This window comes from Sphingobium wenxiniae, assembly GCF_007830065.1.
Lineage (GTDB): Bacteria > Pseudomonadota > Alphaproteobacteria > Sphingomonadales > Sphingomonadaceae > Sphingobium > Sphingobium wenxiniae.
Genome location: NZ_VLKK01000016.1, coordinates 25,179 through 40,392 on the forward strand (window position 1 = coordinate 25,179; position 15,214 = coordinate 40,392).

12 protein-coding genes are annotated in these 15,214 nt (G+C 58.1%); 4 read left to right on the plus strand and 8 right to left on the minus strand.

The features are described 5' to 3' along the window. Positions 1 to 57: 57 nt before the first annotated feature. On the minus strand, positions 58 to 1,329 hold the full coding sequence (locus tag IQ35_RS16310) for a CaiB/BaiF CoA transferase family protein (protein WP_338420274.1): 1,272 nt from the start codon (positions 1,327 to 1,329) through the stop codon (positions 58 to 60). A gap of 217 nt (positions 1,330 to 1,546) precedes the next feature. Here IQ35_RS16310 and IQ35_RS16315 point away from each other — a divergent pair, with 217 nt between their 5' ends. Further along, positions 1,547 to 2,284, plus strand: coding sequence for a TetR/AcrR family transcriptional regulator (locus IQ35_RS16315; protein ID WP_145074923.1), 738 nt, complete (start codon positions 1,547 to 1,549; stop codon positions 2,282 to 2,284). Between the two features lie 12 nt (positions 2,285 to 2,296). Here the strand turns inward: IQ35_RS16315 and IQ35_RS16320 are convergent, their stop codons facing one another. The 5 genes from IQ35_RS16320 to IQ35_RS16340 form a co-directional block, all read right to left on the minus strand. Continuing rightward, positions 2,297 to 4,717, minus strand: coding sequence for a TonB-dependent receptor (locus tag IQ35_RS16320; RefSeq protein WP_145074926.1), 2,421 nt, complete (start codon positions 4,715 to 4,717; stop codon positions 2,297 to 2,299). Between the two features lie 241 nt (positions 4,718 to 4,958). Beyond that, complete coding sequence (locus IQ35_RS16325) at positions 4,959 to 6,140, minus strand: acetyl-CoA C-acyltransferase (RefSeq protein ID WP_021246164.1); 1,182 nt, start codon at positions 6,138 to 6,140, stop codon at positions 4,959 to 4,961. An 18-nt stretch (positions 6,141 to 6,158) separates the two neighbouring features. Beyond that, entirely contained in the window at positions 6,159 to 6,674 is a 516-nt protein-coding gene (locus IQ35_RS16330; RefSeq protein ID WP_206751998.1) for a 2,4'-dihydroxyacetophenone dioxygenase family protein, read from the minus strand. 35 nt (positions 6,675 to 6,709) lie between these two features. Further along, positions 6,710 to 7,441 carry an SDR family NAD(P)-dependent oxidoreductase gene (locus IQ35_RS16335; RefSeq protein ID WP_021246166.1) on the minus strand — a complete coding sequence of 244 codons (732 nt, stop codon included), beginning with the start codon at positions 7,439 to 7,441 and terminating at the stop codon, positions 6,710 to 6,712. Continuing rightward, positions 7,434 to 8,558, minus strand: coding sequence for a glycerol dehydrogenase (locus IQ35_RS16340; RefSeq protein ID WP_021246167.1), 1,125 nt, complete (start codon positions 8,556 to 8,558; stop codon positions 7,434 to 7,436). The genes IQ35_RS16335 and IQ35_RS16340 overlap by 8 nt, the downstream gene beginning before the upstream one ends. Before the next feature lie 164 nt (positions 8,559 to 8,722). Here IQ35_RS16340 and IQ35_RS16345 point away from each other — a divergent pair, with 164 nt between their 5' ends. Then, a complete protein-coding gene (locus IQ35_RS16345; RefSeq protein WP_158636687.1) occupies positions 8,723 to 9,856 on the plus strand; it encodes an acyl-CoA dehydrogenase family protein in 1,134 nt (377 codons plus the stop codon). 50 nt (positions 9,857 to 9,906) lie between these two features. Here the strand turns inward: IQ35_RS16345 and IQ35_RS16350 are convergent, their stop codons facing one another. Both IQ35_RS16350 and IQ35_RS16355 read right to left on the minus strand, forming a co-directional pair. Then, positions 9,907 to 10,665 carry a TetR/AcrR family transcriptional regulator gene (locus IQ35_RS16350; RefSeq protein WP_145074932.1) on the minus strand — a complete coding sequence of 253 codons (759 nt, stop codon included), beginning with the start codon at positions 10,663 to 10,665 and terminating at the stop codon, positions 9,907 to 9,909. 211 nt (positions 10,666 to 10,876) lie between these two features. Next, on the minus strand, positions 10,877 to 12,217 hold the full coding sequence (locus tag IQ35_RS16355; RefSeq protein ID WP_021246179.1) for an MFS transporter: 1,341 nt from the start codon (positions 12,215 to 12,217) through the stop codon (positions 10,877 to 10,879). A gap of 621 nt (positions 12,218 to 12,838) precedes the next feature. Here IQ35_RS16355 and IQ35_RS16360 point away from each other — a divergent pair. Both IQ35_RS16360 and IQ35_RS16365 read left to right on the plus strand, forming a co-directional pair. Beyond that, on the plus strand, positions 12,839 to 13,639 hold the full coding sequence (locus tag IQ35_RS16360; RefSeq protein ID WP_021246180.1) for an enoyl-CoA hydratase/isomerase family protein: 801 nt from the start codon (positions 12,839 to 12,841) through the stop codon (positions 13,637 to 13,639). 14 nt (positions 13,640 to 13,653) lie between these two features. Further along, on the plus strand, positions 13,654 to 15,207 hold the full coding sequence (locus IQ35_RS16365) for an AMP-binding protein (protein WP_145074935.1): 1,554 nt from the start codon (positions 13,654 to 13,656) through the stop codon (positions 15,205 to 15,207). Positions 15,208 to 15,214 lie beyond the last annotated feature (7 nt).

A 15,214-nucleotide genomic window follows, 5' to 3' on the forward strand; every position in this document is an offset into this window, starting at 1 on the left:
CCGTTCAGCTGTCGGAGCGGGAGTGCATTTCGGCTGTTTCAGAGGATCGCGGATGTCCTAGCAGATCACCTTTGCTTCCTTAAGCGCTTCAAGCTTTTCCCATTCCATACCCAGTTCCATGAGCACCGTTTCCGTGTGCTCCCCTGCCTCCGGTGCGCGTGTCGTAACGATGGGCATATGATTAAATTGAACCGGGCTGCTCACCAGCTTGATGGGCGGTCTGCCATCGTCGGTTTCAATGTCGATGACGAGTTCATTGGCAATCAGTTGCGGGTCGTTGCCGGCTGCAAGCAGGTTCTGATATGGTGCCCATTGACCACGCAACGTTTTGAGATGCTCGACCCAATAGCTCAACGGCTTCGATCCGATGGCGGCAACGATGTGGCCGCTCGCCTCCGCCCAGTTGGTCATGAGTGCTTCGGCCGTGCTGAATTTGTCGTCCCTGGCCATTTCAGCTATGCCAAGATGCGTGAAAGTGTCCTCGATCAATGGTCCGGGCGTGAGGATCGTGATGTTGATATATTCGCCGTCGGCGGTGCGAAATACGCCGACAAAGGGGTTGCCCTTTACGCTCCCGGATGCCGGCATCTTAGCTTCGAACGGCACAGCATCGTTTTCAAGAGCCAGGCCGATGCTCATCGCGGTGGCCCATGCGCCAGAGGATAGAAGGGAAACATCTAGCTCGATGGCTTCGCCGGTCTGGCTGCGATGGAACAGCGCAGCGGCAATGCCGCCAGCAATGTTCATCCCGCCGATCGTGTCACCATAGGCCGGTCCGGGTTGGGTCAGTGGACCGCTCAGCTCAGGCGGAGTGACCGCTGATGCTGACCCCATTCTGGCCCAGAAGGCCGTGGCGTCGAAGCCACCTTTATTGCGTTCATCGCCCTTATCGCCCAACGCGCTGCCGCGCGCATAGATGATCTTGGGATTTGCAGATCGGATGTGCTCGACATCGATTTTCAGCTTTTGGCGCTGATCCGGCAGATAGTTGGTCAAGAACACGTCGCAGGTCGCAGCAAGCTCGTAGATGAGCTTTTGCCCCGCTTCCGTTGCGATATCGATGCCAACGCTGCGTTTCCCGCGATTGGGATGTTGGACCATTATATTGCGATCCGGATTGACCGGGCAGGATTCGAGCTTGAGAAATCCTCGCTGCGTGTCGCCTCGGATCGGATGCTCTATCTTTATGACATCCGCTCCCCAGTCTGCCAGCACGGCGGCGGCGACAGGGACAAATGCGAATTGCGCGACTTCGAGGATGCGGACGCCCTTCATAACTTGTGTCACGGCAAAACTTTCCGATGATGGGCGGAGGGTTCCGGTAGACAATTTGTTTCCGTTAAACCGGACTCTATCTTCATGCCTTGCGCTCCTCGCTCCTGTTGCCGAGGAACATGACACTCCTTCGGGTTTTTGCAAGGGAGTCTCATATCTCTGATGAGATGATCTCCGCACAAATCGAACTTGCGATGATGTATGTTACGTGGCTTAGCGCAACATCTCCTCTGTGTCCGTGATACGATTTGGAAAATGAGAATGATCAGCCATGACATCTGACGGTACAATGCGGCCACAAATCGGAACACCGCTGGGTCGCAAGGGCGAGCAGACGCGCCGACGATTTCTGGATGCTGGGCGGCGTTTGCTTAGAACGCTGTCTCCCGTGGAACTTACTACGGCTTCGATCGCCAAGGAAGCCGGTGCGGCGCACACGACTTTCTACATTTATTTCGAGGATGTAAGGGATTTTCTGCTGGCCCTTGCCGAGGTGGTCACCGAACGGATGGTGAAGGCCTTTGAAGCGTCCAGCTTCTTTCAAGACCGGGCGAACATTGAAAGCGACGCCCGCGACTATATCATGTTGATGGCGGAGTTCTGGAGCCAGGAAGCTGCCATTCTGCACTATCGCGACATGGAAGCGGATCTCGGCGATCCAGATTGCAAGGATCTCCGTCATGCATGGTCCGATACGGTGCTCGGCCGGTTGCGTCCTCTCTTCGTTGAGGCCCTGCGAGAGGTGGAGGCGTTGAGCGTTGCGGACGCCAATGCAGAAGCCACGGTAATTTTCGCTTCGATGGAGCGCTTGGTCGCCATCGATCAGCATGAAGAAATTCCAGATGAACTCGTGGCGACGATCAGGGCAGGGCAAGTGCGGGTGCTTGCCTTTCTCCTTCAGCCGCGGGCCAGTTTGCTCGAGGGCGCGCACGGCAAAAAGTCCCCCGCGCGCGTTAAAACTCCCGATCAGAAAGACGGCGGCTCCGTAAGGAGCCGCCGCAAGATTTGAACCGGGGAGGGTTCAAAAGTTTATACGTATCTGGGCACCGTACATGCGCGGTTCGGCGTAGAATACGGAGTCATAGCCTGACGAAATTGCAGAGTTGGATGCACCCGTCTTATAGACTTTTTTGAAAATGTTGCGGACATAGAAACCGAGGTCGATCTTCGAACCCAATATCTCACGCACGTCGAGGCGGCCGTTCACGGTCGTATATGGCTTTTGGCTGAGAATATAATTATTCTTGTCGTTGGTAAAATAGACCCGGCTGCTGTGATAGGCGTCCACGCTGAGAGCCAGCGTCCCCAATGTTTCAACCTCCTTTTCCGCGGTCATGCTGCCGCCAAAGGTCCATTCCGGCGCATATTGGAACGCGACTTCCTTTGGATTGAGCGGGAATGCGCTGGTGTTGATGAACGGCGTTCCCGCAAGTCCGTTGTCGAGATATTCCTCTGCATTGTAGCTAACGAAACCCGTCAGCGTCAGGCCTCTTGTTGGCTCAACCGTTGCATCGAAATCGAAACCCCGAACACGCGCTGTTCCGGCGTTGACGATCAGCGTGCTGAGCGCGGGGTCAGTCAAAGGATCTCCGTCGCCATCCTGGTTCGCGGCCAAACCGTTGATGCCGCGCTGTGAGTTCTTGTATTTACCTGTGAAGATATCGAAGTTCACATTTCCGGGGACACCGCCGACGTTGAACTTCCACTTCGCTCCCGCTTCATAATCACGCACGGTTTCGGGACCATAAGACTGATAGGGCAGGAACAGACCGCCAAGCACTGGTGTGTTCACGCCACCGGCACGATAGCCTTTGCGTGCAGTCGCGTAGACAAACAGCTCGGGCGTGACCTGATAGTTGACGCCGATGTTCCAGGTGGTTGCCGATGACGCGGCGGATGCTACCGTGCCCTTGACGATTGAAGTGGAGGTAACGCCGAATTGAGTCTTGGTAATATTCTGGCCGTTATAACAGCCGTCTTCCGTCAAAACCTCGCTGGAATCAGGGAGATAGGGGGCGTTGATCTGGTAGCCCGCGCTACACGCCGTGAGTTTGTCCTTGTTGTAGCGAATGCCCAAGTCAATCTTGAGCTTGGATGTCACGTCAAGCGTTACTTGGCCGAATGCTGATTTGCTGGTCGAGCGGCGATAGGCAGAGATGCTGGTCGGCAGCGACACACCCGGTCGCTGGAAAGCGCCATAGGTCTGGAACTGGGGCCGACCTGGATGTACTTTCAAATAGAAGATACCGGCGATAGCATGAACGCGATTATCAAAGAAATCGCCCTGGACCTGAAATTCCTCGCTGAACTGATGGATATTATTATCGGTGTTAACCGACGTCAGCAACATTTCCGTCCCATCGGTGTCGGTCAGATTGCGATATTTGGAGAGCCGCTGTCCCAAGATATTCTTAAGCGTGATGTTGCCCAGATTCAGGGTCGTCGTGTTGGAGAGGCCGGTGACCAGAGTATTCGTATAGATCGGGAAATCACCAAAGCCCCGCCGAACGCCCAGCGTCTTCTGGCGCGCAGCCGCAAGATCGATGTCGCAACTTGCCGATGTTCCACAATCGAAAGCGGCCGGGAAAAGGCGCGCCGTACCGGTCGGATAAGTATTGCCGAAAATGGTGCCGTCGCCGTTGCGGTTCCATTTTACGGAATCGAAAACAGTGACATTCTTCAGCCCGTCAAACGGTTCGACAAGGAGCGACGCGCGATAATAATAGTCATTAAGATTGTCACGATCCTGGACGGTTCCGTCCGGAAGTGTAACCTTCGTATAGCCATCACGAATTTGCCGACGTCCGGCGATACGCAAGGCGATATGATCTTCCATTATGGGGAGGTTGAGGGCGCCTTCCACTTCCCTGTTGTCATAATTGCCGTAGCCGCCCATGAGATAGCCGCCCCAGGTATAGGTCGGCGCATTGGGATAGACGAGAACCGCGCCTGATGTGGAATTGCGTCCGAACAAAGTGCCTTGCGGACCTTTGAGAACCTGGACGGAGGCGAGATCGTAGACCGGCAGGATCGAAGCGAAATAGGGAAGCGGAACATCCGCGAAATAAGTCAACACAGGCTGGGCGGCATCGCCGACATTTGCGCGCGTCTGTCCACGTATCACGATCTGAGGATTGGTGGTGCCCCCGGATTTTCCAAAGATAAGACCCGGCGTCGATTGGGTAAGCTGGTCCATCGACGTGATCGATTTTTTGGCGAGTGTTTCTGAGGAAAAGGCGGAAACGGCGATCGGAACACGCGAAAGCGCCTCTTCCTTGCGACGCGCCGTGACGACGATGTCCTGAACGCCGAGATTTTCGGCGGCTTGATCAGCGCTTGCGTGCGTTTTCGTGTCGGCGTTACCCGTTTGGGCAAAAGCCGTTGTGCCGTGAAGCGCCAAAGTGGCGCAGCCGGACAGCAATATGCATCTGACTAAAGTCATGATTTTTCCCCTCCTAGAACTTTTTCTTGAACGCTTTTGAGCGCGCTTGCTTTATGAGGGTTCTTCGCTTTTTTATGAAGGAGTTTTTCTTTTGGGTGGGCGGCCAGCGCATATGTGCTGGTGTTTGGCCATGCATCTTTGCATGGCCCTTGCCGTCACCGACATCCCTGCCAGGCCACCGCTAACAATGGAGAGCGCGCACGCGTTTCCGCTGTCAGCGTTGGTTTCCACAGCGTGAATCTTAGGCGACCTCGAACAGCGCCGCCGCTCCCAGGCCGCCGCCGACGCACATCGTCACAACGACGCGCTTGGCACCGCGCCGCTTGCCTTCAATGAGCGCGTGACCTGTCATGCGCGAGCCGCTCATACCCCAGGGGTGCCCAATGGAAATGGCGCCGCCGTTTACATTCAGTCGTTCGAGCGGGATGCCGAGTTTTTCATAACAATAGATTACCTGGACCGCAAAGGCCTCGTTCAGCTCCCACAGATCGATGTCCTCGACGGTGAGCCCGTGCTTCTTCAACAGTTTCGGGATGGCGAAGATGGGTCCGATGCCCATCTCGTCCGGTTCGCAACCGACAACCTCGAATCCACGATAGATGCCGAGTGGCTCGAGGCCACGCTGCTCGGCGATGCGCGAACTGGTTATCACACAGGCCGACGCTCCGTCAGAAATCTGGCTCGCATTGCCTGCCGTGATCGAACCATCCGCGTTAACTGTGCGCAGCTTGGCGAGGCCCTCCGCGGTAGTGTCGATGCGGTTGCACTCATCGACGGACAGGGTGAGGCTCTCGCTCCCCACGATTTCGCCAGCCTTGTCGAGTACATCTCGTACGGTGGCGATGGGTACGATCTCATCGTCGAAGCGGCCAGCGGCCTGGGCTGCTGCTGTCCGTTCCTGGCTAAGCAGGGAATATTCGTCCTGTCGCTCGCGTGAGATGCCGTAACGTTTTGCCACCACCTCTGCCGTCTCGATCATCCCCCAATAGATCGCGGGATAATGTTCCGCGACCCAGGGATCCCTGTTCCGGTAGCGGTTGCGATGCTTATTTTGCACCATCGAGCACTGCTCGAGTCCACCCGCGACAAAAATTGCGTCGCCATCCGACCGGATGCGATGCGCGGCAAAGCAGATGGTAGTGAGACCCGACGAACATTTTCGATCGATCGTTGTCCCTGGAACCGTCACCGGCAGGCCTGCTCGCAGGGCCGACTGGCGCGCGACATTGCTGGACGTGGTTGCCTCCTGCGCGGCGCAGCCCATCAGCACATCGTCAATCTCGCCGGGCGCAAAGCCGCTGCGCGCCACGGCAGCTGCGATGGCATGACCTCCCAATGTCGCACCCGGCGTAGCGTTTAACGATCCGCGATAAGATTTGCCGATTGGCGTGCGCGCGGTCGAGACGATTACAGCGTCCACCATCTCACTATTCTCCGGAATTCAGCGAATAAACTGGCGCACATAGTCCGCGCCAAGGCCACATTCGCGATAATGCTGATCGCACACGTCAATCAGCGAAAGGACGTTTTGCGCGCCGATGATATTGTCGTTCTCGTCATAGATTTGATAACCGCCCATCCAGACAAAAAAGCCAACCATGGTTGCTTCGTCGACGACAAGCGTGTGCACCTCTCCTGGCGTCTCGAACACGAAGGATCCGGGCTTTGCCACCCAGTCATGCTCCTTGTACCGCCAGGTTCCTTCGATTGTATAGGCATAGACGGGCGAACCATGGAGGTGACGGCCGAGGACGCCGGGCTTGCGATAGCGATTCAGGTTCACGATGACGCCGGTGAGCGTGTCGAACAGGCGCGGCAGGAATTCACCGCCGCCGGGACGCGGTACCCATGCACGAGGATCCTCGGGCAGGTCGTTTACCAATTCCGGTGCCATATATTCATGGCTCACGCCCGGCATCGCATATAAGGGACGGGGGCCGATCATTGATGTGGTCATCGCATTCCTCCTAAAACTTCCATTACATAGCGGAATCACACCGCGAGATAACCGCCGTCGACGGGGAGAATTACACCCGTAACCCATGCCGCGTCAGGCGATGCAAGGAACAGCACCGGGCCTGCAAGATGGTGCGGCTCGCCCCACCGTCCCATGGGCGTGCGCTTCTCGATCCGCTCGAAGAACTCCGGGTTGCTCGCGGCGTCGGCGGCCATGGCAGTGAGAATCCAGCCCGGTGCCACGGCATTGACGCGGATATTTTTCGCCGCCCAGGCAATAGCCATACTCTTGGTTGCTTGCGCGACCGCGCCTTTACTTGCCGCATAGCCGGGCGCGGTGGGCGTGCCCAGAAAGCTGTTCATGGATGCCGTGTTGACGATCGCGCCCGCTCCGCTTGCTTCCAATTGGGGCAGAAAGGCGGTGCACATGCGCAGCGTGCCCAGCATGTTCACGTCATAATTTTTCTGAAATGCCTCGGGTGTAAAGCCGTTGCCATGCCGCGTCACGATCCCGGCGCAATTCACCAAGACATCCAGCTTCGGCGTCGCCGCCGCCAGTGCTGTGGCGGCGGCTTCGTCCGTCACGTCCAATTCTACGATACGGATATTCGAAAAATCAGGATCATTGCGCCGCGCAGCCAGTTCCTCCTTGCCCCAGCCGGCGGCAATGACGTCCGCCCCTGCCGAGGCAAAGGCTATCGCGATCGCGCCGCCGATGCCGCCGGTGCCGCCTGTTACCAGGACGGTCTTGTTGGTGAAGTCACGCATGGATCGCGTCTCCTGCTATCGGTGCAAACCGTGCTTCAACATTCTGCATGGCGGCGACAATCTCGTCTGCCGTATAGGGGACGACAAGATATGCACCTGCCGGAGCCTGGGTCACATTCGCGGCGACATGAACCAGCGTTTTCCGTTCGATGGCGTCAAGTCCCAGCTCGATCAGGCTGCGGGGAAGGCCGATCCGCCTGTAAAAGTCGATCAGATCATCAATCATCGCTTCGGCGCGTCCCTCCGCGACAAGTTGGACCAGGAGGCCATAAGCGACGTGGAAGCCGTGAGGCGCCCGATCCACCACGGCGGTTCGGACCAGACCGCGCGTCATTGCGTGCGCCAAACCGAGGCCCATATTCTCGAAGCTTAGTCCTGCCATCAGAATATTGGCCTCGATCACGGCCTCCAGTGCATCTGTCGGCTCGCCTGTGCCCGCCGCTGCCATTGCCGCTTCGCCATGTTCGCGAATCGTGCTGTAACAACCATCGGCAATATAGCCGGCGGTTCGCAGTTGGCGCGTGAAATGGGCCGTCAGTCCGCCGTCGCGCAGAGACGCTTCCGCTTCGAACTTCTTGGCCACCGCGTCGCCAATCCCGGCGAGAAGGAAGCGTGCAGGGGCTCCGGCGATCAGTCGTGTATCAACAATCACAGCTTCCGGATTGCGGCTGTGCGTCTCGATAGCGACAACCCGATGATGATCGTCATAGGCCGCCAAGCCCATGGAAATCGGACTGTCATTCGACGCGACGGTCGGAACCGTCACGAAATTAAGGTCCGCCCGAATAGCAGCGCCTTTGGCTGCGTCGAGCGCCTTGCCGCCGCCCATGCCGACGACAAGATCGACCGCTTCCAATCGCATGGTATCCGCAAGATCGATCATGGCCGGAAGTGTCACTTCTCCGCTGAAGGGGAGAATGAGATGGGGCCTTTCCCCGAAAAGCTTGGCGAGGCGTGTGCCGGTCAAAGCGAGCACATCGGCATCGACGACGATCGCGGGTTTGCGCGCGAGCGGTGCGCAAATGCCGGGCAGACGATCCAGCGCATCTGGCCCCTGGTAATAGCGGGGTGTGCTGGCGAACAGACGGACACCGGGCGCAAACGGCTTGCTATCCATGGGCGTTCCTCCCAAAAGGAAATTAATAGAATCTATTAGGTGGATAAAGCTGTGAGCGACGATTGTCACGGACCAACGGAGGCGACATCATCTCGACGCCTATGTGATGGTTCGGCTGATTGAGGGTCCGTCGCTTGATGGATTGCAGGATAGGAGAGGCACGCATGGATTTCACCCTGAACGACGAACAACAGTTGCTGAAGGATAGCGTCGACCGTTTTATCGAAAAGGAATATGATTTTGAGAGCCGGCGTCGGCTAGTGGCTGGAACTGGCCTGAGCGAGGCACATTGGGCTTTGTTCGCGGAGATGGGCTGGTTAATGGCGGGGCTGCCCGAAGATCATGGTGGCATCGGCGGCGGCATCATGGAAAACGCCATCATATGCGAGGCCTTTGGGAAGGGACTGGTATTGGAGCCGTTTCTCCCGATAGCTGTGCTGGCAGCTCAAGTTCTGATAGCGGCCAACGGCCGCCACGCGCACGAACTCTTGCCAAAGCTGGCCGCTGGCGATGCGCGTCCTGTGCTCGCTCATGCCGAGGCAGATGCTTTCGGGGAACTGGCTTGGGTGGAAACGCGGGCCGAACGCAGGGGCAGTTGCTGGGCAATTAATGGCCGCAAGATGCTGGTCGCCGGCGCGCCTTTTGCTAGCCATTTCCTCGTGTCGGCCCGCGTATCGGGTTTGCCGGGTGACGAGGAGGGGCTTTGCCTGTTCGTTCTTTCTCCCGCTGCACAGGGCATAAAGCGCACAGACGTGCGATTGTCGGATAACAGCTGGGCCTCTGAACTGGTGCTGACGGACGTCACCGTCGAGGCCGATGCGCTCATGGGCCGGGAAGGGGAAGCGTTTCCCATACTCGCCCAGGCCTATGCTCACGCTACGATCGGCTTGGCCGCGGAGGCGGTGGGGGCGATGGAGCGGCTCTTGTGGATAACCCGCGATTATCTCAACACACGCGTTCAGTTCGGCAAACCTATCGGGAACTTCCAGGCGCTCCAGCATCGCATGGCGGATATGCTGATAGAGGTCGAAATGTCCCGGTCTCAGCTATTTCGCGCGATGGCGCACTTGTCGGCCGTCTCGTCCGAGCGGGATCAGGCGATCTCTTCCCTGAAGGTTCAGATCGGGCGCAGCGCCAAGTTCGTTGGCGGCAATGCGATCCAGCTACACGGTGGCATTGGCATCACAGAGGAATATTCTGTCGGCCATTATTTCAAACGGCTGACTATGATCGACAATGCTTTCGGGACTGTCGGCGTTCACCTCGACCGTATGGCAAAGCTGAAGCGGGCAGCTTAATTGATGCTAACCGCTGGCCCTTGCCCCAGGGCGGTGGCCTACATGATTTGTCATGCGGGGGAATTTTCTGGGTCGGGCTGGTTTTTGGTGAGCCAGCGCCGATGCTCTGTCTGGACGCATGCGATGACCTCGGGGCGTGCTTCGGTCGCTATTGCTGCATGGGTCATGTCGATACATTCCAGGAGGACGACTTCCCGGGAGCGTATCCAGCGATAATAGTTGGATGTTCGCGCATGATGCTCGATGAGGGCGGCCATCATCTGGCGCGTCTGGACCAGCACCCGGCTGATCACGAGATCTTCGGGAAGATGGGGGACCACGCGCGTGATCCGCAGCAATATGTCGGTGGTCACATTGTCGCCGGCATGGATCAGCGGGTGCCTGACGGCCTCGCGTCCAAACGCATGTTGCAGGGCCAATTGGGTACAGAAGCATGCGTAGACGCAGGCCCCTGTCGAATCCACCTGCTCTGCATAAGGCAGGTATAAAAGCTCCAGCAGCACGCGCGGGTCGTCAGCAAGATTACGGTCTTGCGCGCGCGCGAGCAGGGCGCTGCGCCGCCGCTCTACCTGAGCCACCCTGGTGGCCAATATCGCATTGACGAAATCCGCTTTCGACTGAAAATGATATTGGACCGCAAAGCGATTGGCCTGCCCTGCCTCCGCCGCGATGCGATGGAGCGCGACGCCGTCCAGTCCCGACGTTCCCATCATGACTTCACCGACCGATAGCAATCTGCGTTTGGTCTGGGACAGGTTCAGGCCATGGCCCAACAGTTCAAGCTCAAGACCATCTGTCAGATGAAACATCAACGACCCCGCAAGGGTTTAAGCAGCCCATCCGGCAAGCAAGCCGCCGGAAACTTCAGCGCAGCACCCTTCAACCCTGTGGTTCGGGACCCTGACAGCCGCTAAAAGGGCAAGGCAATTTCAGCCGCATTGTCAAGCCCGCCAACATCCAGCCCGTCCTCATTGCTCCAACTCCGCGACACCAATGCTGCCGCACGCGCAGACGCCGCAATCACAGGTCCGTGCGCACTTCAAGCTCGGCTCTGATCGCGGCATGGCGGCTTGAGGTCAGCGGATAGCGGTACATGGCGAGCGTCGCCAGCATCGCAAGGATGACGGGGCCACCGACATATATCAGATAGAGTCCATGAACCGCGGCGGTGTTGATTACACTACGCTGGGGGTCGAAGCTCATGAGTGACAGAATGACGAAGGCCGCGCCGACGGAGAGGGCTTGTCCCACCTTCCACGTTCCCATCAGAAGAGCGTAAAGGAGCGCCGTCCGATTGACCCCTGTCCGAAGCAGTTCATCGTCGCCCACATCGGCCATCATCGCGCGCGGAAACATCACGAAGGCAGAATAGCTACAGCCGGCCACCGCCGAAGCCAGGAAGGCCATGGCGATCGATCCCGGCGGCGACAGAAGATAGAGTAGCTGGCCGAGCACATAAACGCCGATGGACACGCTAAGCGCGCGGTGCTTTCCGAAGCGCTGTGCGACCTTGGTCCAAACAGGAGCCATGACGAACGCCGTGAGCATGTGGGCGATAATCATGAATGCGACGGCCGCGCGAGGAAGCTGGAGCGCTCTCGTGAAAAAGAAGATGCTGACTGCCGAGGTCATTCCGCTGGCCAGGCCCAGCAGAAGGTCGGCGCCAAGCAGGCGCAACACGATGGGGTTGCGAAACAGTTTGAGATATTCGATCAATGAACCATGTTCTGAATGGCCTGCCGCCGATGAACCTCTGAGGCGCATGAGTGCAAAGCCCGCACACAGGGGCATGAGGCAAATGGTAAGCCAGCCCATGATGTACATTGTCGCATATTGGTCCGATTGACCTCGCTGGATGACCAGCGGCAGTGACAGGACGAGCAGGATGCCTATGATCGAGCCGCTCTGCACCCAGCCATAGACGCGGGAGCGTTCGTCATACGACGGGGACAACTCGGCGCTCAGAGACAATTGCGAGAGAGAGATGATTGACCAAGCTGCATAGGCGCCTATCAACCAGGTTAGCAGATGAAGCGGCCCCACGCCCGGCCGGGCGAAAAACAGCATCGCGACTGACAGCATGAGGAGGGGCGTCCCAAGCGCAAGCCACGGGCGATAACGCCCCCACCGGCTTTGCGTCCGATCCATGAAACTGCCAAGCACAGGGTCCAATGCGATGTCGACCAACCGAACGACAGAAAAAATCGTCCCGACCAATGCAAGGTCGAGGCCCAGTGCATTGGTGTAAAATTCAGGCAGATAGACAACCAGTGGCGCCGTCAATGTTGCAATCGGCAGACTAACCGAGGCGATGGCCGCCAAGGTCAGGCGATCGACTTTTCTGTGTGCGCTGTTCGACAATTTTGGTTCCTCTCTGGATACAAGCTGACCAGAATCCGGCGCTTATAATTCGGGCCGTCGGATTACGCGGCAGTCCGAAGCGGTTATATTTTTCCCTGGTCGGCAACTGGGATCAGCCCGCAACCAATCGACGAACGCATTGAATGCGTTCCGCTACGCCTGAGCTAGCGACGACGCCTAAACCATCTGATTATCAATCATTCAGCTTAAATTCTCCCCCCAAATCATTGTTTGATCTCCTGCATAAAATTCATGGCTCCAGCCTTTCAAGCGGATATCCATCACATAAGTGCCAGAAATTTCCTGATTGCATTGTCACGTGACAAGATCGGACACTGGCGCTATCCCCAATCTCTAAGAGAAATTATTAGATCGTCTTTTTGAGAGGAAAGCGCATGGTTGGCAAGCGGTTTAAGCCAGATATCCTTCAGTTCGTCCGTTCGCCTCGCTATCATTCATCTTGGCCGGCCGTCTTTACCAAGTAGCCGGCACGTGCTGCGTCCATGCGCAGGTTCGCGGCAGGCGGTGCGGAGTGCTTTACATTGAAGAAGGGCCTCGATGACCCGCGATGGCATTGCTGTTCTGGTCATGTGAAGAGGGTTTCGGAAAGGTCGGAAGTTTATGGATTATACCGGATACAAACACATATTGGTCGCGGTCGAGAAGCATGTTGCGACGGTCACGCTCAACCGCCCGGAAGTACGCAACGCAGCGACATTGGAAGTCCATACCGAATTGGAGGACATCTGGCTCAAGATCGCGCGGGATGATGAAGTGCGCGCCGTTGTCCTCACTGGAGCGGGCGTCGCCTTCTCGGCTGGAGGCGACATCAACGCGATGCACCAGCGCCTTCAGGTCGAGGGCGCCAATCTTGCCCATTCGATGCGCGCAGCAGGGCACACGCGCCGCCTATGGGAATCGATGCTGGCGGTCGAGCAGCCCATCATCGCTGCGATCAACGGGGACGCGCTTGGCCTTGGATGCAACATCGCTGTCTTTTCCGACATCACGGTCATCGCCGAGGATGCGAAGATTGGTGACACGCATACGCGGATGGGCTTGGTTGCCGGAGACGGCGGCGCAGTGATGTTCCCGATCCTGCTTGGTTTCATGAAGGCGAAAGAGTTTTTGATGCGCGGCTTGATCGTCAGGGGCGCTGAAGCTGCGCGCATGGGCCTGTGCAGTTACGCTTTTCCCAAGGACCAGGTTCTGGCCGAGGCACGCAAGATTGCCGACGAACTGGCGGCGTTGCCCCCCTATGCGGTGCGCTGGACAAAGCTCGCTGCGCAGAAAACGGTGAAGGACCATTTCAACGCCACCTTCGACGTGTCGATCGCTTATGAGATGCTCGGTATGCAGGACAAGCCCTTCTCCGAGGCGGTCCACGCCTTTATCGAGAAGCGCAAGCCGAACTTCGAATAAGACTGGCGCACGTCATGACCGATAGCTGGTTCGGAGAAATCATCCATCGTAATGCGCGGCAGAATGCCGACGGTCTGGCCTTTGTCGAAGGTGGCAGAGGCCTGACCCATGCCGCCTATCTGGCGCGTGCCGAGGCACTGGCGGCTGCGTTGCGCGCGCGCGGCATCGCCCGAATGGACCGGGTGGCGCTGCTATCCATGAACCGCATCGAATATATGGAGGTATGCGGTGCGTGCGAGTTGACCGGTTTCATCGCCGCGACCGTGAATTTCCGTTTGTCTGCGCATGAACTTCGCGTCCAGTTGCGCGATTGCGCCCCGGCGGCGATATTCTTCGAGAGCAGCTATACCTCGCTTATCGAGGAGATCCGGGCCGATCTTCCGTCGATCGGCACATGGATTTGCTTCGACGACGGGCCGGACTGGGCGGAGCCATATGAGGAGGTGATGTCGGCCGCCGCCGGTCAAGTGCCCGATGTCGCCTCGACCATCGAGGACATCGCCTACCTGGTCTATACCAGCGGCAGCACAGGCCGTCCCAAAGGCTGTATTCTGGGTTCGCGCGAATTGACCCGCAAGGCGGAGCAACATGCCAGCGATCTCGGTATCACAAGCGACGATCGGCTGCTGATTGTGATGCCGCTCTTTCATGTCGGCGCGCGGGGCGTAAGCAGCGCCGGGCAATGGCGCGGTGCTGCCGTGCATATCCAGCGCTCCTTCGATCCCGCCGTCTTCATCCGCACAGTGGAAGCGGAACGCATCAGCATCGCCCATCTGGCCCCGACGATGGTGCAGATGGTGGTCGAGCATCCCCTGGCCGCGACCGCCGATTTTTCGAGCTTGCGCGCGATCCTCTATTCGGCGGCGGCCATGCCTGGCGAGGTCCTGCGCAAGGCGCTTGAACTGTTTGGTCCGGTTTTTCACCAGGCTTATGGCCAGACCGAGGGCATCGTGTCGTGCCTGCCGCGCCACCATCACAAACCCAACGGTTCGGAGCAGGAAAAGGCGCGTCTGCTATCGGTCGGGCAGCCCTATCCCGGAGTCGAGGTGATGCTCGTCGATGACGCCGGCCGCGATGTGACGCATGGCGGCACGGGCGAGATCGTCTATCGCGGCGGCGCGATGTTCCGGGGCTACTGGAACGACAGCGTGGCAACATTGGCGGCATGGCGCGACGGCTGGCTGCATTCCGGCGATATCGGGCGCTTCGACGCCGATGGCTTTCTCTATATCGTCGATCGCAAAAAGGACATGATCGTTACGGGCGGCGAAAATGTCGCCTCGCGGGAGGTGGAAGATGCGTTACTCAGGCATCCGCAGGTGGCGGAGGCTGCGGTGATCGGCGTGCCCCATTCCAAGTGGGGCGAAACAGTCCACGCGGTCGTTGTTCTTCGCGATGGGGCCACGCTCGGCGAGACGGAAATCATCGAGCATTGCCGCCTCTTTCTAGCCTCCTTCAAGAAGCCGACAGGGGTGAGCTTTGTCGAAGCTTTGCCCAAGCTCGCCAATGGAAAGGTTGACAAGCTGTCGCTTCGCCAGCGCTGGTCGGCGGAAGGATCGATGGCATGAAGCTACT